The sequence below is a fragment of the Rhodococcus sp. Z13 genome, from assembly GCF_025837095.1.
Classification (GTDB): Bacteria; Actinomycetota; Actinomycetes; order Mycobacteriales; family Mycobacteriaceae; genus Rhodococcus; species Rhodococcus sacchari.
This window is the reverse complement of record NZ_CP107551.1, coordinates 1,224,849-1,249,945: the sequence shown is the minus strand read 5'-3', so window position 1 is coordinate 1,249,945 and position 25,097 is coordinate 1,224,849. Positions and strand designations below refer to the sequence as shown.

General features: G+C 71.5%; 23 protein-coding genes. 5 read left to right on the top strand and 18 right to left on the bottom strand.

The annotated features are described in order from the left end of the window. Nucleotides 1–16: 16 nt before the first annotated feature. The 6 genes from OED52_RS05790 to dapE form a co-directional block, all read right to left on the bottom strand. Nucleotides 17–934 (bottom strand): glucosyl-3-phosphoglycerate synthase, encoded by a 918-nt coding sequence (locus OED52_RS05790; RefSeq protein ID WP_264153719.1) that lies wholly within the window; start codon nt 932–934, stop codon nt 17–19. Continuing rightward, a complete protein-coding gene (gene folP, locus OED52_RS05785; protein WP_264153718.1) occupies nt 931–1,851 on the bottom strand; it encodes a dihydropteroate synthase in 921 nt (306 codons plus the stop codon). The genes OED52_RS05790 and folP overlap by 4 nt, the downstream gene beginning before the upstream one ends. Before the next feature lie 19 nt (nt 1,852–1,870). After that, nucleotides 1,871–3,658 carry a long-chain-acyl-CoA synthetase gene (locus tag OED52_RS05780; protein ID WP_264153717.1) on the bottom strand — a complete coding sequence of 596 codons (1,788 nt, stop codon included), beginning with the start codon at nt 3,656–3,658 and terminating at the stop codon, nt 1,871–1,873. 111 nt (nt 3,659–3,769) lie between these two features. Next, nucleotides 3,770–4,330: an LOG family protein gene (locus OED52_RS05775; RefSeq protein ID WP_264154596.1), complete on the bottom strand. Its 561-nt coding sequence runs from the start codon at nt 4,328–4,330 to the stop codon at nt 3,770–3,772. Nucleotides 4,331–4,353: 23 nt separating this feature from the next. After that, nucleotides 4,354–5,175, bottom strand: coding sequence for an LOG family protein (locus OED52_RS05770; RefSeq protein ID WP_264153716.1), 822 nt, complete (start codon nt 5,173–5,175; stop codon nt 4,354–4,356). A 10-nt stretch (nt 5,176–5,185) separates the two neighbouring features. Continuing rightward, complete coding sequence (gene dapE, locus OED52_RS05765; protein ID WP_264153715.1) at nt 5,186–6,262, bottom strand: succinyl-diaminopimelate desuccinylase; 1,077 nt, start codon at nt 6,260–6,262, stop codon at nt 5,186–5,188. A gap of 98 nt (nt 6,263–6,360) precedes the next feature. On the opposite strand from dapE, the gene dapD reads away from it, so the two are divergent. Both dapD and OED52_RS05755 read left to right on the top strand, forming a co-directional pair. Beyond that, nucleotides 6,361–7,314 (top strand): 2,3,4,5-tetrahydropyridine-2,6-dicarboxylate N-succinyltransferase, encoded by a 954-nt coding sequence (dapD, locus tag OED52_RS05760; protein ID WP_264153714.1) that lies wholly within the window; start codon nt 6,361–6,363, stop codon nt 7,312–7,314. A gap of 93 nt (nt 7,315–7,407) precedes the next feature. After that, nucleotides 7,408–8,742 (top strand): amino acid permease, encoded by a 1,335-nt coding sequence (locus tag OED52_RS05755; protein WP_413247747.1) that lies wholly within the window; start codon nt 7,408–7,410, stop codon nt 8,740–8,742. On the opposite strand, the gene OED52_RS05750 is transcribed toward OED52_RS05755, so the two are convergent. The 8 genes from OED52_RS05750 to OED52_RS05715 form a co-directional block, all read right to left on the bottom strand. Further along, nucleotides 8,711–10,366 (bottom strand): substrate-binding and VWA domain-containing protein, encoded by a 1,656-nt coding sequence (locus OED52_RS05750; RefSeq protein WP_264153712.1) that lies wholly within the window; start codon nt 10,364–10,366, stop codon nt 8,711–8,713. The two genes, OED52_RS05755 and OED52_RS05750, sit on opposite strands and share 32 nt — an antisense overlap. A 101-nt stretch (nt 10,367–10,467) precedes the next feature. Then, nucleotides 10,468–11,721: a PucR family transcriptional regulator gene (locus tag OED52_RS05745; protein WP_264153711.1), complete on the bottom strand. Its 1,254-nt coding sequence runs from the start codon at nt 11,719–11,721 to the stop codon at nt 10,468–10,470. A 171-nt stretch (nt 11,722–11,892) separates the two neighbouring features. Then, on the bottom strand, nt 11,893–13,320 hold the full coding sequence (locus OED52_RS05740; RefSeq protein ID WP_264153710.1) for an acyl-CoA synthetase: 1,428 nt from the start codon (nt 13,318–13,320) through the stop codon (nt 11,893–11,895). A gap of 5 nt (nt 13,321–13,325) precedes the next feature. Then, nucleotides 13,326–14,066, bottom strand: a complete 741-nt coding sequence (locus tag OED52_RS05735) for a rhomboid family intramembrane serine protease (RefSeq protein WP_264153709.1) — start codon at nt 14,064–14,066, stop codon at nt 13,326–13,328. A gap of 35 nt (nt 14,067–14,101) precedes the next feature. After that, complete coding sequence (gene dapC, locus OED52_RS05730; RefSeq protein ID WP_264153708.1) at nt 14,102–15,211, bottom strand: succinyldiaminopimelate transaminase; 1,110 nt, start codon at nt 15,209–15,211, stop codon at nt 14,102–14,104. A gap of 22 nt (nt 15,212–15,233) precedes the next feature. Further along, nucleotides 15,234–15,557, bottom strand: a complete 324-nt coding sequence (fdxA, locus tag OED52_RS05725; protein WP_264153707.1) for a ferredoxin — start codon at nt 15,555–15,557, stop codon at nt 15,234–15,236. Nucleotides 15,558–15,709: 152 nt separating this feature from the next. Next, complete coding sequence (locus OED52_RS05720) at nt 15,710–18,301, bottom strand: bifunctional FO biosynthesis protein CofGH (RefSeq protein ID WP_264153706.1); 2,592 nt, start codon at nt 18,299–18,301, stop codon at nt 15,710–15,712. 45 nt (nt 18,302–18,346) lie between these two features. Continuing rightward, nucleotides 18,347–18,547: a hypothetical protein gene (locus OED52_RS05715; RefSeq protein ID WP_264153705.1), complete on the bottom strand. Its 201-nt coding sequence runs from the start codon at nt 18,545–18,547 to the stop codon at nt 18,347–18,349. Between the two features lie 162 nt (nt 18,548–18,709). On the opposite strand from OED52_RS05715, the gene OED52_RS05710 reads away from it, so the two are divergent. Genes OED52_RS05710 through OED52_RS05700 form a run of 3 tightly spaced genes read left to right on the top strand, consistent with a single transcriptional unit; the run spans nt 18,710 to nt 21,491 of the window. Further along, the gene (locus OED52_RS05710) at nt 18,710–19,189 is read left to right on the top strand and encodes a PH domain-containing protein (protein WP_264154595.1); all 480 of its coding nucleotides are present in this window, start codon (nt 18,710–18,712) and stop codon (nt 19,187–19,189) included. After that, the gene (locus tag OED52_RS05705; protein ID WP_264153704.1) at nt 19,186–20,745 is read left to right on the top strand and encodes a PH domain-containing protein; all 1,560 of its coding nucleotides are present in this window, start codon (nt 19,186–19,188) and stop codon (nt 20,743–20,745) included. The genes OED52_RS05710 and OED52_RS05705 overlap by 4 nt, the downstream gene beginning before the upstream one ends. Continuing rightward, nucleotides 20,742–21,491 (top strand): uracil-DNA glycosylase, encoded by a 750-nt coding sequence (locus OED52_RS05700; protein ID WP_318841910.1) that lies wholly within the window; start codon nt 20,742–20,744, stop codon nt 21,489–21,491. Before OED52_RS05705 ends, OED52_RS05700 begins: the two co-directional genes overlap by 4 nt. Here OED52_RS05700 and OED52_RS05695 read toward each other — a convergent pair. The 4 genes from OED52_RS05695 to OED52_RS05680 form a co-directional block, all read right to left on the bottom strand. Continuing rightward, entirely contained in the window at nt 21,442–21,888 is a 447-nt protein-coding gene (locus OED52_RS05695; RefSeq protein ID WP_264153703.1) for a hypothetical protein, read from the bottom strand. The genes OED52_RS05700 and OED52_RS05695 overlap by 50 nt on opposite strands. 66 nt (nt 21,889–21,954) lie before the next feature. Continuing rightward, nucleotides 21,955–22,113, bottom strand: a complete 159-nt coding sequence (locus tag OED52_RS05690; RefSeq protein ID WP_264153702.1) for a hypothetical protein — start codon at nt 22,111–22,113, stop codon at nt 21,955–21,957. 56 nt (nt 22,114–22,169) lie between these two features. Then, entirely contained in the window at nt 22,170–23,045 is an 876-nt protein-coding gene (gene mshB / locus OED52_RS05685; RefSeq protein WP_264154593.1) for an N-acetyl-1-D-myo-inositol-2-amino-2-deoxy-alpha-D-glucopyranoside deacetylase, read from the bottom strand. Nucleotides 23,046–23,106: 61 nt separating this feature from the next. Continuing rightward, complete coding sequence (locus OED52_RS05680; RefSeq protein WP_264153701.1) at nt 23,107–25,080, bottom strand: ABC transporter family substrate-binding protein; 1,974 nt, start codon at nt 25,078–25,080, stop codon at nt 23,107–23,109. Nucleotides 25,081–25,097: the final 17 nt, after the last annotated feature.

The following is a 25,097-nucleotide window of genomic DNA, read 5'->3' as shown; positions in this document are numbered from 1 at the left end:
CAGGGCGGATGCCGGTTCAGCCGGTGATGGTCACCATGGGCGGCCGGTCGGCGAGATCGACGGTGGTGTCGAACGGGACGAAGCCCTCGCCCTCCACGAGGAACTGCGTCAGCGGCGCCCCCGAGTCGCGGATGCCGCACCGCCCGAGCATGGTCCCGACGATCTGCCGGCTCATCGCCCCGAGTTCGATGAGCGGACGGTTGCGATGCTTGCGCACACCCAGGTTGACCTGGGCGATCGCATCGAGTCCGAACCGCTCGTAGGTGTCGAGCAGCAGGCCGATCTCCACCCCGTAACCGGGAGCGAAGGGCACCGACTGCAGCAGCTCCCGTGTCCCGGCGTACTCGCCGCCGAGCGGCTGCAGCACGCAGGTCAGCTCGGGTCGCAGCGCCGCCAGCAGCGGCCGCGCGACGAGTTCGGTGACCCGGCCGCCGCCGTGCGAGTCCTCGGACCCCCCGGTGCGCAGCGGCCGCCGGTAGTAGCCCTTGACCAGGTGGATGCCCTCGCAGAGCAGCAGCGGCCCCAGCAGCCTCGGGACGAACGCCGGATCCGGATCGATGAGATCGGAGTCGACGAACGCGACGAGATCGCCGGAGGTGGCGGCCAGCGACCGCCACAGCACCTCGCCCTTGCCCGGGACGGGGGCGAGCCCCGGCACCGCCTCCTCCCGGGACAGCACCCGGGCGCCCGCAGCGCGTGCCCGCACGACGGTCTCGTCCGTGGAGCCGGAGTCGAGTACCACGAGTTCGTCGACGAGACCGCCCAGGAGCGGGCGGACCGTGTCGATCACCCCCGCGACGGTCTCCTGTTCGTTGAGGGCCGGCAGCACGACCGTCACGGTGCGTCCCGCCTTGGCCCGTTCGAGTTCCTCGACGGTCCAGCTGGGGCGGTCCCAGCTGTTCGCCGCGGTCCAGTTGCGCGCCGGTGCACTCATGCCAGTCCCCTCACCGTGCGCGCCGGCGGACGGGTGCCGGCGATCGCCGCGACCATGTCGACCACCCGCCGGGTGGCCGCTACCTCGTGTACCCGGAAAATCCGCGCCCCCGCCGCCGCGGCCAGTGCTGTCGCTGCCAATGTGCCCTCCAACCGGTCGGCGAGTTCGACACCCAGAGTCTCTCCCACGAAGTCCTTGTTGCTCAGGGCCATCAGCACAGGCCATCCACTTTTTACGAGAACGTCGACCTCCCGCAACAAGGCGAGTCCGTGATGGGTGTTCTTCCCGAAATCGTGGGTCGGATCGATGAGGATCGAGTCGGCCGCGATGCCCGCCCGGGCGGCGGCGTCGGCGGCCGTGACCACCTCCTGCACGACGTCGGCGACGACGTCGCGGTAGCGCACCCGGTGCGGGCGGGTGCGCGGCACCGCGCCGCCGGTGTGGGAGCACACGAGCCCCGCCCCGAGCTCCGCCGCGACCGCGACCAGCTCGGGGTCGGCCCCGGCCCAGGTGTCGTTGATCAGGTCGGCGCCCGCGGCCACGGCGCGGCGCGCCACCTCGCTGCGCCAGGTGTCCACGCTGATGATCAGGTCGGGATAGCGCTCGCGGATCGCCGCGACGAACGGCACGACCCGGCGGATCTCCTCGGCGGTGTCGACGACGTCGCCCGGACCGGCCTTCACTCCCCCGATGTCGACGACGTCCGCCCCCTCGGCCACGGCCCGGTCGACCCGCTCGAGGGCGGCGTCGTCTGAGAAGGTCGCGCCCCGGTCGTAGAACGAGTCGGGGGTGCGGTTGACGATCGCCATGACGAGGGCCCGGTCGGTGGCGACGGGACGCCCGCACAGGGTGGACGGGACCGGACCGGGACGGGTCACGGGGGGATGCTCGTGGACATCGCTCACGGGGCCGCTCATGGATCCCATCCTGACACGCTCAGCGTTCGGGCAATTCACCCCGCGCGACGCCGTCGACGTAACCGTCGAAGATCGGCCGGTAACCCTCCTTGCGGGACGCCAGCACGTAGACGGGATCGTCGCCGACCTCGGTGAATCCCTGCTTGCGCAGATCGACCTTGCGGCTCTTGAAGGTGGTCGTGTACTCGAGCTCCTTCACCACGCGCACGAACAGCGGCACGGCGTAGTCGGGCAGGCCGTCGTGCAGGGTCCGCGCGAGGGCGGCCCCGTCGAGTTCGGTGCCCTCCTTCAGGGTGACCGCGGCCATGCCCGCGCGACCGTCGGCGCCGGGCACCTCGACGCCGTAGACGACGGCCTCGTCGACCTGGCCGTCCGTCGAGAGCACGCCCTCGACCTGCGTGGTCGCGACGTTCTCGCCCTTCCACCGGAAGGTGTCGCCCAGGCGGTCGACGAACGCGACGTGCATCCAGCCCTGGTTGCGGACCAGGTCGCCGGTGTCGAACCAGACGTCGCCGTCGGAGAAGGCGTCGCGCACCAGTTTCTTCTCGGAGGCCTCGGGGTCGGTGTACCCGTCGAAGGGCGCCCGGGAGGTGACCTTGGCCAGCAGCAGACCGACCTCGCCGCGCCCCACCTTGCGCAGCCGCCCGTCGTCGCCGCGCCGGGGCTGCCCGGTCTCGGGGTCGTACTCCACGACGGCGTAGGGCAGCGGGCAGATCCCCGCGGTGCGCTTCTGGTCGAGGGCGTTGATGAAGGCGATGTTGCATTCGCTGGCGCCGTAGAACTCGGCGACACGGCCGATGCCGAAGCGGTCGACGAACTCGTCCCAGATCTCCGCGCGCAGGCCGTTGCCGACGGCGAGCCGGATGCCGTGGTCGCGGTCGTCGGGGCGCGGCGGCTGGTTGAGCAGGTAGCGGCAGATCTCGCCGATGTAGATGAAGGACGTCGCACCGTTGCGCTCGGCGTCGTCCCAGAAGTTCGATGCCGAGAACTTCCTGCCGAGGGCGAAGGTGGCGCCGGCGGCGAGCACCGACGACAGCGCGACCGTCAGGGCGTTGTTGTGATAGAGCGGCAGGCAGCAGTACAGGGTGTCGCTGCGGCGCAGGCGCACCCCGAGGCTGCCGAGTCCCGACATCGACTTCAGCCAGCGGAAGTGCGTCATCCGGCTGGCCTTGGGCAGGCCCGTGGTGCCCGAGGTGAAGATGTAGTAGGCGGTCTCGGAGGCCTTCAGCTGCTCGGTGACGGCCGGGGGTGCCGCGTCGGCGTCGGCGGCGAGCTCGTCGAGTTCGGTGCTGCGTAGCACGGTGCGGGCCTGCGGGGCACCGCCGAGCGAGTCGACGGCCGCCTCGCACTCCTCCCCCACCACCAGCACGGCGCTGTCGAGCAGCGACAGGCTGTGCTCGAGCACCTCGCCGCGCTGGTTGATGTTGAGCATCCCGGCGGCGGCGCCGAGCTTGACGGTGGCCAGGGCCAGCAGCAGCGTCTCGGGCCGGTTGCCCATGAGGATGCCGACGACGTCGCCGGTGCGGACCCCGTGGTCGGTGAGCACCGAGGCGTACCGGTTGACCCGCTCCTCGGCCTCGCCGTAGGTGATGGTCCTGCCCTCGAACCGCAGGAAGGGATGCTCGGGCTGACGTTCGGCGAGCTTCTGGAAGACCGTGCCGATGCTCTCGCGGGCCTGCGGGCGGCGGGCCATCCCGGCTGCCCCGCGCAGGACGATGGGCAGGTCGACGGCCATCCCGGGGAGCTTCGAGACGAGTCCGGGCAGGGAGACGACCGGGGCGCGGTCGGTGGAAGCTGGAGTGGTCACTACGGGATCCTCACGGCTGCATCGGGGACGGGCGGGGCGCTCGGGTGAGCGCTCCGCGGCGTTCCCCCGAACTTACCGAAGAGTAGATAAGAGTGGGCCCGAGCGGAACCGTCAGACCGCGGCGTACGGCGCGGCGCACCGGTCGAGCGCGTCACCGAGGTCGGTGGCGACCTGAAGTGTGTCGAGCGCCCGCCGCGCCACGAACCCGGTGTCGACCATCGACCCGAGCCAGGTGAGCAGGCCGTCGAAGTGTCCCGAGGGATCGAGGAGCACGACCGGCTTGTCATGCATACCGAGATACCCGGCCGTCCACGTTTCGAACAGCTCCTCGAGCGTCCCGATCCCGCCGGGCAGCGTGAGGAAGGCCTGCGAACGGTCCTCCATGATCCGCTTGCGTTCGCGCATCGTCTCGGTGACGACGAGTTCGTCCGCGTCGACGTCGGCGACCTCCCGGTGCACGAGCGCCTTCGGGATCACACCGACGGTGCGGGCACCGGCGGCGCGGGCGGCCTCGGCGACCACCCCCATCATCCCGACGTTGCCGCCACCGGACACGAGCTGCCAGCCGCGCCGGCCGATCTCACTGCCCACGGCGGCGGCGAGATCGAGGAACGACCGGTCCACCGGGCCGGACGCGCAGTACACGCATACGGCGAAGGGCTGCGTCACCACGGGCCGGTTCTCCACGTGCCGGGTCACCACGAGGCCTCCCCGTACAGTGCGCCCTCGTCCTCACCGCGGTGCGCGTCGAGGATGATCTGCACCGTCTCCTCGACACTGTCGCTGACGAACAGCAGGTCCAGATCCTTCGGCGAGATCTTGCCGCCGCGGATCATGGTGTCGCGCAGCCAGTCCACCAGCCCGCCCCAGTACTCGGACCCGAACAGCACGATCGGGAACTGCGTGATCTTGCGGGTCTGGACGAGGGTGAGGGCCTCGAACAGCTCGTCGAGGGTGCCGAACCCACCCGGCAGGCACACGAACGCCTGCGAGTACTTCACGAACATCGTCTTGCGGACGAAGAAGTACCGGAAGTTGAGACCGAGATCGACCCACTCGTTGATGCCCTGCTCGAAGGGCAGCTCGATCCCCAGGCCGATCGAGAACCCGCCGGCCTCGTTCGCACCCCGGTTGGCCGCCTCCATCGCGCCCGGGCCACCACCGGTGACGACCGCGTAGCCGGCCTCGACCAGGGCCTCGCCGAGCCGGCGCCCGAGCTCGTACTCCTCGTGTCCCTCCGGGGTGCGGGCGGACCCGAACACCGCGACCGCCCGCGGCACCTCGGCGAGGGCACCGAACCCCTCGACGAACTCGCTCTGGATGCGCAGCACCCGCCAGGGGTCGGTGTGCACCCAGTCGGACGGACCCCGGCGGTCCAGCAGCCGCTGGTCCATGGTGGTGACCTCGCGGGCCCGCTCCCCGCGCAGCTGCACGGGACCGCGGTGCACGATCTCGCGGGTCCGCCGCGAAGGTTGTTCGGAGGATCGACCGTCTTCGGAGGAGTTGTCGCCGGACATGCCGGTCAGGCTATCGGGTGAGATAGCGGCGCAGCACCGCGGTCACCTCGGTGATGCGCTCCACCTCGACGTGTTCGTCGCGCTTGTGGGCGAGGTTCGGATCGCCCGGCCCGTAGTTGACGGCGGGAATGCCCAGCGCGGCGAAGCGCGACACGTCGGTCCAGCCGTACTTGGCGCGGAACCGCCCGCCCGCGGCCTCCACCAGCGCGGCCGCCGCCGGGTGCGACAGTCCGGGCAGTGCCCCCGGCGACATGTCGGTGAGCTCCATCGAGATCGGCAGGCCGTCGAAGACCTCCCGGACGTGGGTGAGGGCGTCGTCGGGGGTGCGGTCCGGGGCGAACCGGAAGTTCACGTCGAGTGCGGCCGAGTCGGGCACGACGTTGCCGGCGATGCCACCCTCGATGCGCACCGCAGACAGGCCCTCGCGGTAGACGCAGCCGTCGATGTCCACCGAGCGCGCCTCGTAGCGGGCGAGCCGGTCGAGGACCGGGGCGAGCTTGTGGATGGCGTTGTCGCCGAGCCAGGACCGGGCCGAGTGCGCCCGCACACCCTCGGTGGTGATCCGCACCCGCAGCGTGCCCTGGCATCCGGCCTCGATCTCACCGCCGGTGGGTTCGCCCAGGATCGCGACGTCGGCGTCGAGCCAGTCGCGCAGTTCGGTCTCGATCCGCCCGAGACCGTTGTAGGAGGCGGCGATCTCCTCGCAGTCGTACATGACGATGGTCAGGTCGTGCGCGGGATCGGTGACGGTCGCGGCGAGGTGCAGGAACACCGCGTCGCCGGCCTTCATGTCGGAGGCGCCGCAGCCGAACAGCAGGTTCCCCTCGCGGCGGGAGGGCACGTTGTCGGCGATGGGCACCGTGTCGATGTGCCCGGCGAGCATCACCCTGCTGCCGAGCCCGCGGTTGGTGCGGGCCAGCACGCAGTTGCCGTTGCGGACGATCTCGAAGCCCTGCGTCTGTTCCCGCAGGGCGGTCTCGACCGCATCGGCGATGAGGGTCTCGTCCTGCGACACGCTCGGGACGTCCACGAGGGCGGCGGTGAGGTCGATGGGGTCGGCGTGCAGGTCCAACTGGGGCAGCGGCATACCTGAACGATACGAAACGTGCGGGTCGCCCCGGGGCGCCGCACGATTTTCCCAGGGCGTCCACAGCCCGACGGGTGCCTCGCGTACGCTTCACACCCGTGAGTGCACACGGAGCAGCAGCAGTAGGCATCGCGAACATCACGGAGGACGGCACCGTCCTCGACACGTGGTACCCCGGCCCGGCCCTCGGCGACCAGTCCGAGACCGGCACGACGCGGCTCGAGGGCACCGACATCCCGTCGGATCTGGCTCTCCTCGCCGGACACGACGAGGCCCGCGAGGTCCACCAGGTGGTCGTGCGCACCACCATCGCCGACCTGTCGCAGCCCCCGGTCGACACCCACGACGCCTATCTGCGTCTGCACCTGCTGTCGCACCGTCTCGTCCGCCCGCACGGCCTGAACCTCGACGGCATCTTCGGTCTGCTCGCCAACGTCGTGTGGACCAACTACGGCCCGTGCGCGGTCGACAACTTCGAGACCGTGCGGTCGCGCCTGCGCATCCGCGGCCCGGTGACCGTCTTCGGCGTCGACAAGTTCCCGCGGATGGTCGACTACGTCGTCCCGTCGGGTGTCCGCATCGCCGACGCCGACCGTGTCCGTCTCGGCGCGCACCTCGCGTCCGGCACCACGGTCATGCACGAGGGCTTCGTCAACTTCAACGCCGGCACGCTGGGCAACTCGATGGTCGAGGGCCGCATCTCCGCGGGTGTCGTCGTCGACGACGGCTCCGACATCGGCGGTGGCGCCTCGATCATGGGCACGCTGTCCGGTGGCGGCAAGGAGGTCATTTCCATCGGCAAGCGGTGCCTGCTCGGCGCGAACGCCGGTGTGGGCATCTCGCTCGGTGACGACTGCATCGTCGAGGCCGGGCTGTACGTGACCGCCGGTACCAAGGTGACCGGACCGGACGGTACGGTTGTCAAGGCCAAGACCCTCAGCGGCGCGTCCAACCTGCTTCTGCGCCGCAACTCCGTGAGCGGAGCGGTCGAGGTCGTCCCGAACAAGGGCAGCGGTGTCGAACTGAACGCGGCACTGCACGCCAACGACTGATACTGCGGAACCGAGGAGCCTGTGACCGAAGCCCGGCAGCCCACGACCGGAACCGAGAACCTCGGGAGCGGCCTGAAGGTCCGCCACCTGACGATGATGGGCCTCGGTTCCGCCATCGGCGCCGGGCTCTTCCTCGGCTCCGGGGTGGGCATCTCCGCAGCCGGACCGGCGATCCTCGTCTCGTACGTCATCGCCGGCATCATGATCATCTTCGTGATGCGGATGCTCGGCGAGATGGGCGCCGCACTGCCGGTCAGCGGGTCGTTCTCGCACTACGCCCGCATCGGCATCGGCCGGTGGGCCGGCTTCTCGATGGGCTGGCTCTACTGGTTCATGCTCATCATGGTCCTGGGCGTCGAGATCACCGGCGCCGCGGGCATCGTGCAGTCGTGGATCCCCTCGGTACCCCAATGGGTCGTCGCGCTGGTGTTCGTCACCGTCTTCGCGGTGATCAACCTGACGCGGGTCGCCAACTTCGGTGAGTTCGAATTCTGGTTCGCCGCTCTGAAGGTCGCGGTCATCCTCGGCTTCCTCGTCATCGGTGTGCTGCTCGTCTTCGGCCTGCTCCCCGGTACCGAACCGGTGGGCACCGAGCACTTCCTCGGTGACGGGGACGGCTTCGCCCCGAACGGCCTGGCCGGCATCGCGGCCGGTCTGCTCGCCGTGGCGTTCGCCTTCGGCGGCATCGAGATCGTCACCATCGCCGCTGCCGAGTCGAAGGACCCCGAGCGGTCCATCGCTACCGCGGTGCGCAGCGTCGTCTGGCGCATCTCGGTGTTCTATCTCGGGTCGATCGCGATCATGGTGCTGGTCCTACCGTGGACGGCGGCGAGCGGCGAGACCTCACCCTTCGTCTCCGTGCTCGACATCGCCGGTATCCCCTACGTGTCCGGCTTCATGGAACTCGTCGTGGTGATCGCGCTGCTGTCGGCGTTCAACGCCAACGTCTACGGCACATCGCGGATGGCCTACTCCCTCGCCCGTGGCGGCGACGGCCCGGCCTGGCTGAGCAAACTCTCCCGCAACGGGGTGCCGCGCAACGCCGTCCTCGTCTCGGTCTTCTTCGGCTTCGTCAGTGTGCTCCTCAACTGGCTGCTGCCCGAGACCATCCTGGGCATCCTGCTCAACGCCGTCGGGTCCGCGCTCATCGCGATCTGGTTGTTCATCGTCGTCGCCCACCTGCGGCTGCGGCGGAAGTTCGAGGAAGAAGGAACGCTGCGCCTGCGGATGTGGCTGTTCCCCTACCTGAGCTGGTTCACCCTGGCCATGTTGATCGGCTTCATCTGCCTGATGCTCACCGACACCGACGCCCGTGCCCAGCTCGTCTCGACCTTCGTGCTGTTCCTGATCATCACCGCCATCGGCGCGGTCTGGCACCGCCGGCAGGACGCCCGGGTCAGCCGCCCGTCCGCTCCGCCAGCGCCGTGACGACCAGATCGGTGATGTCGAGCGGATCGCTCGTCAGATAGCTCGTCCCGCCGGTCGCGGTGGAGATCTCCTCGAGCGAGGCGGAGTCCACGTCGTCGCCGAGCCCGATCGTCACCACCCGCACCGGACGCGCCGGATCGTTCTCGGCCTCGAGGGTCGCGACCAGTTCCTCCCGCGTGATCGACGAGCCCTCGTCGGTGCCGTCGGTCACCACGACCACACTGTTCGACGCGCGCGGGTCGTAGGTCTCCTGGACGTGCCGGAACGCCGCGAGGATCGTGTCGTAGAGGGCCGTCTCCTCCTCGCCGGTGCCCTGCATGCTTTCGACGAGGGAGGTCATCACGTCGCGGTGAGTGCGTCCCTCGACGATCGTGTCGAACCGGCGGATCGGCGCGGCGACGACGTGACCGCCGGCCTGCGCGTCGCCGTCCTGCGGGGTACCGCCCGGTGCGGTGCCGCCGACGTCCCCACCGAAGAGCCACAGACCGGCGGAGACACTGCCGGGAAGGATGTCGTTCGCAGCGACCGCAGCGCGCCGGACGAGTTCGATGCGGGTCTCCTCCCCCAGCGTCCGGTTCATCGACGCGGAAACGTCGACCGCGAAGATCGTGCGCACCGGCAGCGCCATGAGCGCCCACACGCTCATCGCCTCCTCCCCCACGCTCTCGTCGGGAAGTTCGAGGATCGGCACCGGGCCGACCCCGCGGCCGTCGGGCAACGGACGTCCCCCGCCGTCGCGGAAGCCGTGCCGGGCCAGCGCCGCGAGCCCGTCGGGGGTGTGCAGGATGTCGATCAGCGACGCCCCCGCGGCACCCGCCGGGTCGTGGCGGCCGTCGCGGGCGGTGACGACCAGCGGATAGTCGATCAGCAGGGTGCCGGTGAGCGGCACCGCGGTCTCGAGATCGCGTTCGTGGGTGCGACGGTAGGTGTCGACCTGCTGTTCCGTCGTCACCGCGACACCTCCGGCCGCGACGACCTCCGCCAGGAGGTTGGTGCCGGTGGGGGGTTCCTCGTTGCGGATGCTCTCGCGGTCGGCGAGCGGCGCCAGAACGGGACGCACGGTGCTCATCGCGACGGCGTCACCCTCCGCCTCGGCCAGCACCGCCCGGATCGCCCCCGCCGCGGCACCGGTCCGGAGCGGGTTGCCGAACACGAGATCGGGACCCTGCAGGGCGGTCTGCCAGTCGGCCGCGCGATCCACCGCGTCCGGGGCGCCGGCGAGCACCACGGGGGTGGTGGCGACGGGCAGGGAGATGGTGCGGACGGGACCGGTGGCGGTCCGGCCCGCCCAGGGCGCCCACCACCCGCCGGCCGGGATCCACAGGTCGGGCACGTCGCTGGTGCCGAGCTGCGCGGCGACCTCGCCGGGTTCCTGCGCGACGATCTCGTAGCGGGTGCACCGCACCCGGCCGGCGACCTCCTCGATCACCGGGGCCAGGTCGGGGGCCACCGCGACGCGGTACTCCTCGACGGAGCCGCACTCCACGCGGTCGCGCAGGACGAAATAGGCCGTGACGCCCGCCGCCAGCACGAGGACCACCGCGAACGTGACCCACCGTCGGCGGCGGCTCCGCGCGCCGCGGGACGTCACCGGTGGTCCCGCTTCGTCGGACTCCGCCGCCATGCCTCGCCCCCCTTACCCGGACCGACCGACCGGCACGGGTGTGCATCCGAACACCGATCGTATCGGCCGGGTCCGGTGACCACGCCGAATCCGGCGCGATCTCAGGCGTATTCGGGGCTCTCCTGCTCCAGCCGCCGCGCGATGAGCGCCGCCTGGAGCTGACGCAGACCGGACGGCCGCGTCGGATCGAAACCCGTCAGCTGCGCGACCCGCTTGAGCCGGTAGTCGACGGTGTTCGCGTGGACGTGCAGGGTGCGGGCGGTGAGCTGACGGCTCAGGTCGTGGGAGATGTGCGTCTCGAGTGTCTCGACGAGCTCGGGCGAGTCGTCGAGCGGGTCGAGGACCCGCGCGAGATGCCGTCGGGCGGGACCGGGCCGGGTCAGCTGGTATTCGAGGGCGAGGTCCTGCATGCCGTAGGTGCCCACCGGGCGTCCGAGCCGGCGCACGAGGTCGAGCAGTTCGTGGGACTGCTTCGCGGCCGTGGGTACCTCCGGCACCGTCGCGTGGACGAGCGCCATCGTCACGGACACCCCGGCCACCGACTCGAGGCGGGTACGGAACTCCTCCACGTTGTCGACTCCGGGGGCTTCCGGCAGGAGCACGGTGCCGCCCTCGGGCCCGAGCATCGCCAGGTGCCGGCCCTCGCAGATCGCCTCGAGTTCGGTCTCGACGCGACGCAGGGTGCGTCGCGCGACGACCTCGGGGCGCACGTGCGGATTGCGTTCGTCGGGGTGACGGGTGAGCGCGACGGCGAGCACCGCGTAGGTGTCGGCCAGCACGAGCCCGGAACGCTGCGCGACGGCGGCGGCGTCCTGGCCGCTGAGCAGCGCCGTCACCAGTTCCTGCGACGCGACGTCGCGTTCGCGGCGGATGGCGTCGAGTTCGGCGACGAAACCGGTGGTCGCCGCGACGGTCACCTTCTCGAGCAGCGCCATCCACAGCCGGGAGGCGTCGGCGACGGATGCGACGTCGCCCTCGCGCGCGCGGTCGGTGACGAGTTCCCAGCCCAGCCTTATCCCTTCGTGGTAGATCCGGAGCATGTACTCGAGCCGGAACCCGGCGCGGGCCCACTGGGCGGCGCTGCTGCGCAGGTCGGCGAGTTCCGCGTCGGTGGGCAGTTCCCCGGAGTCGAGGAGGTGGATGGCGATGCGCAGGCAGCGCACCGTCACCTCGGTGACGTCGCCGCGCAGCGATTCGCCCGGCCTGAGGGAGCACGGCGCCACGTTCTCGGCGAAGTGCGCCACGAGCCTGCGCGCGACCGCGGGCAGGTCGCGCAGCGGCACGGACGCCGGTTCGCCGTCGACCACGAACGCCGGGGTCCGGTCGTTCTCCCCCCCGCGGTCGTGTCCGGGCACCCGGACATGATCCGTTACAGACATCCCTCGAACCCCCATCGAAGAGTAGATCTACATACTGTGCAGTAGAGAATCCGCCTCGCAGTGTGACACATGCAACCCCTGGTGCCGATGTTCCTGTGATCCGGGCAACGAGAATCGGCCCGCGACGTGCGCGGGCCGATCGGATCCTCAAGCGAGCAGTTTCTTCTGGACCTTCCCCATCGCATTGCGGGGCAGGGCGTCCACGACCCGCACCTCACGTGGGCGTTTGTGCACCGACAACTGCCCGGCCACCAGGTCGATCAGCTCGTCCGGGTCGACGGGCGGCCCGTCCGGGGCGGGCACGACGAAGGCGACGATCCGCTGTCCGAGATCGGCGTCGGGCAGCCCCACCACGGCCACCTCCCGCACCGACGGATGTCCGAGCAGCACGGTCTCGATCTCCCCCGCCCCGACCCGGAACCCACCGGACTTGATCAGGTCGGTGGACTCGCGGCCGACGATCCGGTGGAAGCCGTCCGGGTCGATCACCGCGACGTCGCCGGTGACGAACCAGCCGTCCTCGGTCCACGCGGCGGCGGTCGCGTCGGGACGGTTCAGGTAGCCGTCGAAGAGCATCGGGCCCCGTACCTGCAGTACCCCGATGCTCTCGCCGTCGTGGGGCACGTCGCGGCCCTGCTCGTCGCGCAGGCGGGTCTCGACCCCGGCGACCGGCGTGCCGACCCAGCCGGGGCGGCGTTCCCCGTCGACGCGGGTGCTCAGGGTCAGCATGGTCTCGCTCATGCCGTAGCGCTCGATCGGGGTCAGGCCGGTCAGGTCGCGCAGCCGCTCGAAGACGGGCACGGGCAGCGGTGCGCTGCCGGAGACCAGCAGCCGGGCACCGCTCAGGGCGCGGGCGGAGTCCTCGTCCTCGACGATCCGCGACCACACGGTGGGAACACCGAAGTAGAGCGTTCCTTTCGCCTCCGCGTAGGCCTGCGGGGTGGGCCTGCCGGTGTGGATCAGCGGGCTGCCGACCCGCAGCGCCCCGACCACCCCGAGTACGAGGCCGTGGACGTGGAACAGCGGCAGGCCGTGGACGAGCGTGTCGCGTTCGGTCCAGGCCCAGGCCTCGGCGAGGGCGTCGATGCCGGCCGCGATCGCGCGGCGGCTCAGCAGCACGCCCTTCGGGGCGCCGGTGGTGCCCGAGGTGTACAGCACGAACGCCGGCCGGGCCGGATCCGGCTCGGGCAGGTGGTGCCAGTCGCGGGCGTGCAGGCGGACGGGAATGCTCGGCAGCTGCGGCACGTCGGGGTGCGCCTCGGGGGCGGGACCGAGCCACGCCTGCGCCCCCGAATCGGTGAGGATGTGGGCGAGTTCGGCCGGGCCCGAGTCGGGTGGCACCGGCACGACGGTGGTGCCGGCCAGCAGGCATCCGGTGACGGCGGCGACGGTCGTCGCGGTGGGGACGGCGAGCACGGCCACCCGGTCGGCGCGGGCGACCCGCGCGGCGACGGCGGTGGCGGCACCGAGCAGGCCGCTGCGGGAGAAGCTGTGGCCGTCGATGCGGACCGCGTCGGGCAGGTCGTCGCCGCGTGCGACGGCCAGCGGGTTCAGCGAACGAAGCAGTGCAGACACGACAGTCACGATCCCATATCGCGGCGGGGCGTCCCGGGAGGCGGAGCCTGCAGTTCGGGATGCGGGTGTGCCGGGCGGTCCTCGCCGGTTCCGGTGTGTGCCGGGCGCAGCGGGGGCAGGACGGTGCCGAGCACCGCACCGAGCAACATCCCGATGAGCACCGCGACGCCGTGGGCGTCGCCGAGGGCCACGAGCACCGCGCCGAGCAGGAAGGTCGCGACGGACGCGATCACCTGCGGACGGCTCGCGCCGACGATCGGCCACAGGCCCGCCAGACTCCCGGCCAGGGCGAGGGTGGCGCCGGTGGTGCCGGCGCCGACCGACGGGACGACGAAGGTCGTGAACAGTCCCCACAGGATCTGGCCGAGGACGAACAGGCCGACGGCGCGGTACCAGCCCCAGCTGCGGACGGCGGCGACGGCGACGATCGCCAGCAGCACCAGATTGGCGACGGTGAGCAGCACCCCGCCGTCCTCGACGACACCGGCGGTGAGCACCCGCCACCATTCACCCGAGTCGCGGGTGCGGACCGGTCTGCGGTCGAGGACGTCGAGCAGGTCCGGGGCGATCAGCCGCGCGACGGACGCGGCCGTGACCGTCGCCCACAGCACGACGGCGGCCGCGGGTGGTGGCCACCGGAACGTCCGGGCGGCCGCTCGCGTCGTGGGGGCCGCGGCGAACGCAGCGACCCCCACGACGGCGACGTAGAGCACCCACAGGCGCGGATCCTCACCGGACGAAGTCACGGGGCCAATCTACCGGCGTGTCCCTGCCGGACGTGTCAGCGAAGCCGTTCCGCCGCGGCCGCGATCGCCTCGTCGGTCGCGGTGAGCGCGATCCGCACGTGCAGGACCCCGCCGGGACCGTAGAACTCGCCGGGGGCGACGAGGATGCCGCGTTCGGCGAACCAGTCGACGGTGGCCCGGCACTCCTCGCCGCGCGTGGCCCACAGGTACAGCCCGGCCTCCGAGTGGTCGACCGTGAAGCCGGCCCCGCGGACCGCCTCGAGGAGCACCTCGCGGCGCTTGCGGTACTTCTCGCGCTGGGCGTTCTCGTGCTCGTCGTCGTTCAGCGCCGCCGTCATCGCCGACTGGATCGGCAGGGGCAGCATCATCCCGGCATGCTTGCGGACCTCGAGCAGGTCCGCGACGAGCTCGGCGTCGCCGGTGACGAAACCGGCGCGGTAGCTCGCGAGATTCGACGTCTTCGACAGCGAGTGCACCGCGAGCAGGTTGGTGTGGTCGCCGCCGCACACGCTCGGGTGCAGGATGGACGGGGCCTCACCCTCCCAGGTCAGGCCGAGATAGCACTCGTCGGACACCACGATCGCGTCGCGGCTGCGCGCCCATTCGACGACCTTGCGCAGGTGGTCGGCGCCGAGCACCTTGCCGGTCGGGTTGGACGGCGAGTTCACGAACACCAGCGACGCGACCTCGGGTCCGAGGCGCGTGAGGCCGTCGGCGCGGATGATGCGGGCGCCGGCGAGCAGTCCGCCCACCTCGTAGGTGGGGTACGCCAGTTCGGGGATGACGACGAGGTCGTCGGCACCGAGACCGAGCAGCGACGGCAGCCAGGCGATCATCTCCTTGGTGCCGATCGCCGGCAGGATCGCCGCCGGGTCGAGACCGGTGACGCCGTAACGCCGTTCGAGGGCGCCCACCGCCGCGGCCCGCAGTTCGGCGGTGCCGTGCGTGGTCGGATAACCGGGCTCCTCGGCGACCGCCGTCAGCGCTTCGCGGATGACGGGCGCGACGGGGTCGACGGGGGTGCCCACCGACAGGTTGACGATTCCGTCGGGATGAGCGGCTGCCTTGTTCTTCGCGTCGGTCAGGGAATCCCACGGGAAGTCCGGCAGATTTTTCGCCACCGACCGGCGGACGCGCGTGCTCACGAAAGTTCCACCGACCCGTTCGTCACTCTTCACCCATGGGAGGGAGGTTCTTGATGAACGGCGGGTCGTAGTCGATCTTGCCGAGCTTCGCGGCACCGCCGGGCGATCCGAGGTCCTGGAAGAAGTCGACGTTCGCCTTGATGTACTCCGACCACTCGTCCGGGACGTCGTCCTCGTAGAAGATCGCTTCGACGGGGCAGACCGGCTCGCACGCGCCGCAGTCGACGCACTCGTCGGGGTGGATGTACAGCGAGCGTCCACCCTCGTAGATGCAGTCGACGGGGCATTCCTCGATGCATGCCTTGTCCATCACGTCCACGCACGGTTCCGCAATCGTGTACGTCACTGCTGTTCTCCCTGCCTCTCTGTCAGCCCGCCGACCTGTGCGGCCTCGCCGAACCGGGCGTCCTCGACGCCCCCGGTCCTCCAGTATCCCCCGACACCCGGAGGCACCCCGGAGTAAGGGTGCCCTACTACGGCCGGAGACGCTCGGCGAGGTCAGCGCACGGTCAGCGGAAGTTCCACCGGTGCGTAGGTCGTGGTGCGCTGCCGCGCCGGACGGCCGATGCCCTCGGCGATCGCGACGAGCTCGGCGACGGTCTTCTCCGAGCCGTGCTGCGAACCGGCCATCCGTGAGATGGTCTCCTCCATCAGCGTGCCACCGAGGTCGTTGGCGCCGCCCTCGAGCATGGCCTGCGTCCCGGCGATGCCGAGCTTGACCCAGCTGGTCTGGATGTTGGCGATCCGGCCGTGCAGCATGATCCGCGCGAGCGCGTGCGCGGCCCGGTTGTCGCGCATGGTCGGGCCGGGACGCGAGGCGCCGGCCAGGTACAGCGGCGACGACTGGTGCACGAAGGGCAGCAGCACGAACTCGGTGAAACCGCCTGTGCGGTCCTGGATCCCGCGGATGACGTTGAGGTGACCGACCCAGTGGTGCGGCTGGTCGACGTGCCCGTACATCATCGTCGAGCTCGACCGGATGCCCACCTCGTGCGCGGTGGTGACGATGTCGATCCACTCGGCCGTGGGCAGTTTGCCCTTCGTCAGCACCCACCGGACCTCGTCGTCGAGGATCTCGGCCGCCGTGCCCGGGATGGTGTCGAGACCGGCCGCGCGCAGCTCGGTGAGCCAGTCGCGGACGGAGGTGCCGCCGCGCGCCACACCGTTGGCGATCTCCATCGGCGAGAAGGCATGCACGTGCATGGTGGGCACGCGCTCCTTCACGGCCCGCACCAGATCGGCGTAGCCCGTGACGGGCAGCTCGGGGTCGATGCCGCCCTGCATGCAGACCTCGGTGGCGCCGGCGACGTGGGCCTCCCAGGCGCGGTCGGCGACCTCGCTCGTCGACAGGGTGAACGCGTCGGCGTCGCCCTTGCGTTGTGCGAAGGCGCAGAACCGGCAGCCGGTGTAGCAGATGTTGGTGAAGTTGATGTTCCGGTTGACGACGAAGGTGACGTCGTCGCCGACGGTGTCGCGGCGCAGCTGGTCGGCGAGCGCGACCATCGCCTCGAGCCCGGCGCCGTCGGCGTTGGCGAGGGCGATGTACTCGGCGTCGGTGCATCCCCCCGGGTCGCGTTCGGCGGAGCGCAGCGCCGACAGCACGTCGCTGTCGAGCCGCACCGGCGCCGACGAGCCGAGGGCGAGGACCTGTTCGCGGACGGTCTCCCAGTCCCCGAAGGCGCTGCCGAGGTCGGAGCGGTGCTCGGTGTTGCGTCCGGTCACGTCGATCTCGGAGTTCAGGTCGATGCGGCCCGAGGACTCCCAGTCGATGTCGGGTTCCTGCCAGGGCAGGCCCGACGGGATCACGTCGCGCGCCAGGCCCGTTCGCGGATCGGCCAGCGCCTGCACGTGCGCGGTGATGCGCGGGTCGATCCACGGCTGCCCGGCGAGCACGTACTTCGGTTGCGCCGCGATGCGTTCGGTGAGTTCGAAACCCGCCTCCGCGCTGACCTGCGCGAGGACGTCCAGATTCGGCCAGGGCCGTTCGGGATTGACGTGGTCGGGGGTCAGCGGCGACACCCCGCCCCAGTCGTCGACACCGGCGGCGAGCAGGGCCTTGCACTCGTCGAGGGAGACGAGATTCGGCGGCGCCTGGATGCGCATGCCGGGGCCGAGCACGAGGCGGGCGACGGCGATGGCGGCGAGGAACTCGTCGAGGTCGGCGTCGTCGGCGTCGCGCATGGCGGTGTCGTCCTTGGCCCGGAAGTTCTGGACGATGACTTCCTGGATGTGACCGAATGCCTTGTGCGACTTGCGGATGGCGTGGAGCGACTCGGCGCGCTCGGTGACGGTCTCACCGATGCCCACGAGGATGCCGGTGGTGAAGGGCACGGACAGCCGCCCCGCGTCGGTGAGCACCCGCAGCCGCACCTCGGGGTTCTTGTCGGGGCTGCCGTGGTGGCACTGCCCCTTCTCGGCGAACAGCCGCTCGGAGGTGGTCTCGAGCATCATGCCCATCGACGGCGCGACCGGCTTCAGGCGTGAGATCTCCGCCCAGCTCATGACCCCCGGGTTGAGGTGGGGCAGCAGACCGGTCTCCTCGAGCACCCGGATCGCCATGGCCCGCACGTAGTCGAGGGTGGAGTCGTAGCCGCGCTCGTCGAGCCACTGCTTCGCCTCGGGCCAGCGGTCCTCCGGGCGGTCACCGAGGGTGAACAGCGCTTCCTTGCAACCGAGTTCGGCGCCCCGGCGGGCGATCTCGAGGATCTCGTCCGGCTCGAGGTACATGCCGCGGCCCTCGGCGCGGAGCTTGCCCGGCACCGTGACGAAGGTGCAGTAGTGGCACCGGTCCCGGCACAGCCGGGTGATGGGCACGAACACCTTCCGCGAGTACGTGACGGTGCCCGGCCGGCCCTCGGTCACGAGTCCGGCATCGCGGACCCGGGCGGCCGAGGTGCACAGATCCTCGAGATCGGCGCCGCGCGCCTGCAGCAGCACGGCGGTCTCGTCCACATTGAGCGTGACCCCGTCGCGGGCGCGCCGAAGCGCCCGGCGCATGGCCGAAGCAGTCGGATACGGGTTTGCTCCGGGCCGGACTGTCGGCGTGGGGAGCATCGCGGACTGCGGGGCGTCGTCAGCGGAATCGGTCATGCGCCCGATCATGCGCCTCCGAGCACCCCCATGCCACCTCGGGGTCTATTCGTGCGGGTAGTCGTCGTCGACCGGGACCTCGCGGTACTGCTCGTAGGTGTCGGCCGGGTCCGCTTCGAGCGGCACGTCCGAGGGCAGATCGTCGGCAGGATCGTCGTAGACGGGAATCGCCTGCTCGAGGCGGTCGGCCTCGGAGTCGTTGTCCGACTGGATCTCGATGTCGAGGGCGTTCGATGACTCGGTCACGGCGATCTCCTCCTGTGGTCGGTCCGGGCCGGATCACGCCGACGGGGACGGGTTCCGGCCCGGGCTTCGGAATCCAGCCTAGCGTGGTTCACGATACGGGTCGGGCGGAGCAGGAGGTACGGGTTGGACGACAGCGATACGGGGCACGCCTCCACCGTGGTGATGATGCGCGAACCCGCCTGGCACCCGAGCCCGAAGGCCCGTCTCCTGTGGGCGGCGGGAGCGGCCCTGATGTGGCTGCCGGTGGTGATCGCGCAGGTCGTGTGGGTGGTCGTCGCCCCGGTGGCCCCGGTCTGGCATCTCGTCGCCGCGGCCGCGACCGTCGTGCTCGCCGGCCCTCACATCGGTGTGGTGCCGTTCTGGCGGTACCGGGTGCACCGCTGGGAGATCGACGACACCGCCGTGTACACCAGGTCGGGCTGGTGGACGCAGGAGCGTCGCATCGCCCCGATCTCGCGGATCCAGACCGTCGACACCGAACGCGGGCCGCTGGACCGCTGGCTGGGCCTGGCCACGGTCACGGTCACCACCGCGTCGGCAGCGGGCGCGGTGAGGATCGCAGCCCTCGACCGGGACGTCGCCGACGAGACCGTCGCCCGTCTGACCGCGCTCGCCGCCACAGCCGAGGCGGACGCCACATGACCGTGCCCCCTCCCCCCGAGACGGAACCCCGCCCCGACGAACAGGTGCCGTGGTCGCGACTGGACGGCCGGATGCTGCTCGTCCACCCGATCGAGGAGCTCCTCAGGCTGCTGCCGGTGCTGGTCGGCACGGTGATCCTGGGTACCGCCCAGGGCAATCCGTTCCTGGGGCTCGCGGTCGCCGGGGTGCTCGTGACGGTGGGCCTGTTGCGGTGGTTCACCACCACCTACCGGATCGGTCCCGTCCACGTGGAACTGCGGCGTGGGCTGCTGCAGCGCCAGGAGCTGTCGGTGCCGCGCAGCCGGATCCGGTCGGTGGACGTCGAGCAGCGGGTGCTGCACCGTCTGCTGGGCCTGGCCGTGGTGAAGATCGGGACCGGGCAGCGCAGCGGCGACGACCGCAACCGCTTCGAGCTCGCCGGGCTGCCGGTCGCTGCGGTGCCGGCGTTGCGGGCCGCGTTGCTGGCCGTGGCCCGCGAAACCGAGCAGAGTTCCGAGACGAGGACCACCGAGACCGGGAACGCTGCGACAGGGAACGCTGCGACAGGGAACGCCGGGGCGCGAGCCGAACGCGAACTGGCCCGGTTCGACCCGCGGTGGGTGCGCTACGCGCCGTTCTCCGCGACCGGACTGGCCGGTGTCGCCGCGGTCGCGGGTGCACTCTTCCAGTTCGAGCTGGGCCGGCGCATCGCCGAGTCGCAGGTCGTGCGGCGCGGCGTCGAGACCGTCGCGGCCATCGGGCCGATCGTGGCCCTCGGTGTGCTGCTGGTCGCCGTCCTGGCGGTCGCGAGTGTCGCAGCATGCGTGCGGTACCTGCTGGTCTACGGCAACCTGCGGGTGACCGACGACGGCCGGGTGCTGCGCATCGGCCGGGGTCTGCTCGAGACCCGGCACACCACCCTCGACCGGGCCCGGCTGCGCGGGGTCGTGGTGCGCGAACCGCTCGCGCTCCGGCTGGTGGGTGCGGCCCGCCTCGACGCCGTGATGACCGGGGTGGAGACGGGACCGGGCGGCTCGTCGCTGGTCCTGCCGTCGGCGCCCGAACAGGAGGTGCGGCGGGTCGCGGCGGAGGTGCTCACCGACCCGGCGCCCGTCGACGTGCCACTGCGCGCACACGGCCCGGCCGCGCGCCGGCGGCGCTACGTCCGCACCCTCGGTCCCCTGGCGGTCGCCGTGGCGGTCGCAGGGGTCGTGCTCCGGCTCACCGGACGGCCCGTCCCCGTTCCCCTGACGATCGTGGTGTCGGTGCTGCTGGTCGCGGCGGTGGCGCTCGCACAGGACCGCTATCGAGGGCTCGGGCACGCCGTGGTGCGCGGACGGCTGGTCGCCCGCAGCGGGTCGGTCGACCGGCAGCGCGTGCACCTGGACGCCGACGGGGTGATCGGGTGGACGGTCCGGCAGACCTTCTTCCAGCGACGGTCCGGGCTCGCGACCGTCGTCGCCGCGACCCCCGCCGGCGCCGGCCGGTACGAGGTGGTGGACCTGCCCGAGGAGCTGGCGTGGTCGCTCGTCGACGAGGTCACCCCGGGCATGGGTGGGAGGTGGATGCAGCGATGAGGGGACCGTTGCGCGGCACACCGCCGAGCACACTCATGGAACTCGACGAGGCACTGATCGACTGCCGGGCCTGCCCGCGGCTGGTCGCGTGGCGGGAGCGGGTCGCACGGGAGAAACGCGCGGCCTTCCGCGACGAGGAGTACTGGGGGCGGCCCGTCCCGGGTTTCGGCCCGGCCGACGCCGCGCTGCTGATCGTCGGGCTCGCGCCCGCGGCGCACGGCGCGAACCGGACGGGCCGGATGTTCACCGGCGACCGGTCGGGTGAGGTGCTCTACGCCGCCCTGCACGAGGCGGGTCTCGCCTCGCAGCCCACCGCCACCCGCACCGGTGACGGGCTGGAACTGTTCGGCACCCGCATCACCTCACCGGTGCACTGTGCGCCGCCGGAGAACAAGCCGACGGTCGTCGAACGCGACACCTGCCGGCACTGGCTCGAGCAGGAACTCGACCTGCTCTCCCCCACACTGCGGTCGGTGGTGGTCCTCGGGGGTTTCGGGTGGCAGGCCCTGTTGCCGGTGCTCGCCGCGGCGGGGTGGGCGATCCCGGTGCCGCGGCCGAGATTCGGGCACGGCGCGCACGCGGTCCTCGCGCCGACCGAGCGGCGGGAGCGGCCGCTGCAACTGTTCGGCTGCTATCACGTCAGCCAGCAGAACACCTTCACCGGGCGGTTGACCCGGGAGATGGTGACCGATGTGCTCAGGGACGCGGGCCGGGCTGCGGGGCTGCCGGCGACACCTGCCGGGTGATCTCCTTGATGCGGGCCGAGAACAGGTAGGCGCCGGCCGGGGCGAGCGCGGTGACGGGCAGCAGCAGGGTGCGCCAGTCGTCGACGAGCAGCACGTCGCCGCCGGGACCGCCGAACAGGCAGACGAAGAACATCACCGCCCACGCGACGAGCGGCAGCACCGCCGGGCGCAGCGAGCCGGTCTCGGTGCGGACCGCCATCACCAGCAGGAGATTGGCGATGCCGGACAGGACGAGGGTGACGGGGAACGGCACCCCGCCGATGTACAGGCCCAGGAAGAAGACCGACAACAGGGCGCACAGCGCACCGTCGAGCACGAGCAGCGCGACCACTCCTCGACGCGGCCCAGTCTCGAGGGGTGCCGCGGCGGGGGCTGCGATTGCGGGATCGACAGTCATGCTTCGATGGTGCGCTACCGGGGCTCGGGCCTCGCAACCGGGTCGGGGCAGGGATGGGCGGGTGGTTCAGGGCACCGGCGGGTAGCCCAGCATGGTGAGCAGCGCGCTCTGCTGGTCGGCCCAGGCGTAGAGGGCGTTCCAGTAGTCGGCGTGGATCTGGTCGGCATACGGTCGCAGCGAGTCCACGAACGCGACGATCTGATTCTGGACGGACCAGTTGTACATCGGACCCCCTGTATGACGCAGGTCACTTCATCGACACGATAATGACCTGAATCACACTATCCGATTCCGGAGAAGAGGTCGTCCTCCCGGCCCGTGGCGTCGACATGACCCCGTTCGCCCCGCACCAGAACGAAGTGCTCCTGGTCGAAGACCGGCTGCGCGACGAGATTGGACAGCGCGAACTGCTCCCCACCCGGCGCGACCAGCACCTGGGTGGCGTGCGCCGCCATGGCGGTGCGCTTCGCGTCGAGCACCGACCGGACGTCGACGACGGTCGTGACCTGCTCGTCCGGCACGCTCGGCAGCTCGCCCGGTTCGGGACGCCGCCAGCCCTCCGGCAACTCCCCCATCTCGGCGAGGCCACGTTCGAGAGCGGAGCGCTCGGTCACCGTCCAGTACACCTTCGCCGGTGTCCAGGGTGCACCGGCAGCCGGATAGTCCTCGGTCCCCGCCGCCTCCACGGCCGCGGTGACACGCTCGTGCACGGCGATGTGGTCGGGATGCCCGTAACCGCCGACGGGGTCGTAGGTGACCACCACGTGCGGCCGGGTCTCGCGGATCACCGCGACGAGCGCCTCGACGGCCTCCTCCGGGTCGGCGTTGACCCAGGCACGCGGGTTCTCCGCCGACGGGGTGCCGGCCATGCCGGAGTCCCGCCAGTGCCCGGCCCCGCCGAGGAACCGCGGCCGGTCCACGCCGAGCGCCCCGAGCGCGCGGGTGAGTTCGACGATGCGGTAGCCGCCGAGCTGGTCGGCCCGGTCGGCGGTGAGCTGCGCCCACTCGTCGCCGATGACCTCGCCCTCCTCACCGAGGGTGCAGGTCACGACGGTGACCTCGACGCCTTCGGAGACGTAGCGGGCGATGACACCTCCGGTGGTGAGGGTCTCGTCGTCGGGATGGGCATGTACGAGGAGCAGCCGGCGATCGGCGATTCCGGGTACAGGGCTCTCTGGTACAGGGGTTTCGGTCACGGCGCGGTCCTTCCCCACGGGTTCACGGTGTGGTCCTCGACCACAGCGAGGCGTCACCGAGGATCCCGGTGGCGACCGCCGCGGTCAGCGAGACGTTCTCGACGCCCGGTCCGGCGGCGACGACGGCTCGGTCCTGCGAGATCGGCAGGGTCACGGCGAGATCCCACAGCTGCGGCTGGGCAGCGGCCAGGATCTCCGCGGCGTCGGCGGTGCCACGGAGCCCGTCGAGCAGCCGCGGCTCGAGTTCGGGGACGCAGGCACCCGACAGATTGCTCGGCGCTTCCAGCTGCGCTTCGAGTGCTTCGCGCAGGTCCTCCGGGTCGGGCCGGTCGGTGGTCTCCGCGGTGGCGCCGGGAACCGCGGCATCGGCGCCGACGGTGTCGGATGCAGTGGCCTCACCGGTCTCCTCGGTCTCCACCGCCGGATCGACCGGGGCGGGCAGGCACCCGAACCGCGACAGGGCAGCGGTGGCGGGATCTCCCCCGGCCCGCGTCCAGCCGACGATCGCGTGCACGTCGCCCTCGACGAGCGACTCCCCGTACAGCTCGCCGGGCTCGATCTCCTCGACGGACGCGTCGATACCGGCGCCGCGCCACACGTCGACGGCGGTGCGGGCCACGGCGCGGGCGATGTCGTCGCCCTCCGGCACCCCGACGACAAGCGTCAACGGCCGGCCGTCGCGCACCAGGGTGCCCTCCGGCAGGGCGGGACCGGTCGGGCCGGCGGCGGTGGTCGCGGCAGGGGTGGTCGTGACGGGAGGCTCCGGGACGGGCGCCGACGGCTCGGCCGGCGCGGCGTCCTCGGGAACCGGCGCCGGATCGACGGCGACGGGTTCGGGCGGGACGGGCAGGTATCCGGCCTCGGCCAGCAGACGGAGGGCTCCCTCCCGGTCGGGGCGCGGCGGCATCGACGGGGCGTAGCCCGGATCGGAGGGTGCGAGCACCTGCGCGCGGGCGGGCACCACACCGGTCTCGGTGCCGGCGGCGACCATGCCGAGCAGGTCGGGGTCGAGCAGGCCGAGCAGCCCGCGTCGCACCTGCGGGTCGGTGAGTTCGGGCGTGCGGGTGTTGAGCGTCAGGTCGAGGGTGCGCGACTGCAGCTGCACGCCGGTCCGCACGCCCGGTACGGCGCCGAGCTGGGCTTCGAGGGCGCGGCCGCCGCGGTGCTGCACGACCTGCGTGTCGCCGCTGCGCATCGACTGGGTGACCTGCGCGTCGCTGCCGCTGCGGCGCAGGAGGACCTCGTCGGGCACGGCCGGGGTACCCCAGAACCGGTCGTTGCGTTCGAGCAGCACCTCGCCGCGGCCGCGGTCGACGGTGTCGACATGGAACCGGCCGCCGGAGACCGGGACGGTCTCGGACAGACCGGTGGAGAACCCGCCGGGCGTGTCCTTGACGAGGTGGGCGGGCAGCAGGTTCGTGAACAGTTCGCGCCAGGCGGGATACGGCTCGCGCAGGGTCACCGTGACGGTCTTGCCACCGCCGGAGGACTTCACGTCGTCGATGAGGCGGTAGCCGGCGGGATCGACCACGCCGGGCTGGGTGACCATCTGCCGCCACAGATAACGGAAGTCCTCGGCGGCGATCGGAGCGCCGTCCGACCACTGGGCATCGCCGCGCAGCCGGTACGTGATGGTGAAGGGGTTCTCGTCGGTGACCTCGGCGGAGATCAGCAGCGCGTCGTCGGGGACCCACACGGAGGCGGCGGGCCTCTCCGGGTCGGGCACGGCGCGGAAGGCGCTGGGCAGCACGAGTTCGGCGACGGCGTTCGCGACCGGGGTCTGGTCGGCCAGCAGGTGCGGGTTGAAGCCGGAGCCGATCTCGTCGACCGAGACCACCACGGTGGTGCGTTTCGGGGCGGGAGCCGGTGGCGGGGTGGGTTCGGCCTGCTCGATCGGCGGCGGCGGATCGGCGGTACAGGCGGTCAGCGTCAGCGCCAGGACCGCGAGTCCGGCCGTCGCCCCGGTGCGCCAGCGGCGGGCAGACGTACGCGACACTCGGGCTCCCTTCCGTC

What these genes read in the sequence shown, in the direction of transcription:
- OED52_RS05790 (WP_264153719.1), bottom strand. Translation starts at nt 934, where the DNA reads ATGAGTGCACCGGCGCGCAACTGGACCGCGGCGAACAGCTGGGACCGC.
- folP (WP_264153718.1), bottom strand. Translation starts at nt 1,851, where the DNA reads ATGAGCGGCCCCGTGAGCGATGTCCACGAGCATCCCCCCGTGACCCGT.
- OED52_RS05770 (WP_264153716.1), bottom strand. Translation starts at nt 5,175, where the DNA reads ATGTCCGGCGACAACTCCTCCGAAGACGGTCGATCCTCCGAACAACCT.
- dapE (WP_264153715.1), bottom strand. Translation starts at nt 6,262, where the DNA reads ATGCCGCTGCCCCAGTTGGACCTGCACGCCGACCCCATCGACCTCACC.
- OED52_RS05755 (WP_413247747.1), top strand. Translation starts at nt 7,408, where the DNA reads ATGATGGGCCTCGGTTCCGCCATCGGCGCCGGGCTCTTCCTCGGCTCC.
- OED52_RS05750 (WP_264153712.1), bottom strand. Translation starts at nt 10,366, where the DNA reads ATGGCGGCGGAGTCCGACGAAGCGGGACCACCGGTGACGTCCCGCGGC.
- OED52_RS05720 (WP_264153706.1), bottom strand. Translation starts at nt 18,301, where the DNA reads ATGACCGATTCCGCTGACGACGCCCCGCAGTCCGCGATGCTCCCCACG.
- OED52_RS05710 (WP_264154595.1), top strand. Translation starts at nt 18,710, where the DNA reads ATGATGCGCGAACCCGCCTGGCACCCGAGCCCGAAGGCCCGTCTCCTG.
- OED52_RS05705 (WP_264153704.1), top strand. Translation starts at nt 19,186, where the DNA reads ATGACCGTGCCCCCTCCCCCCGAGACGGAACCCCGCCCCGACGAACAG.
- OED52_RS05700 (WP_318841910.1), top strand. Translation starts at nt 20,742, where the DNA reads ATGAGGGGACCGTTGCGCGGCACACCGCCGAGCACACTCATGGAACTC.
- OED52_RS05695 (WP_264153703.1), bottom strand. Translation starts at nt 21,888, where the DNA reads ATGACTGTCGATCCCGCAATCGCAGCCCCCGCCGCGGCACCCCTCGAG.
- OED52_RS05690 (WP_264153702.1), bottom strand. Translation starts at nt 22,113, where the DNA reads ATGTACAACTGGTCCGTCCAGAATCAGATCGTCGCGTTCGTGGACTCG.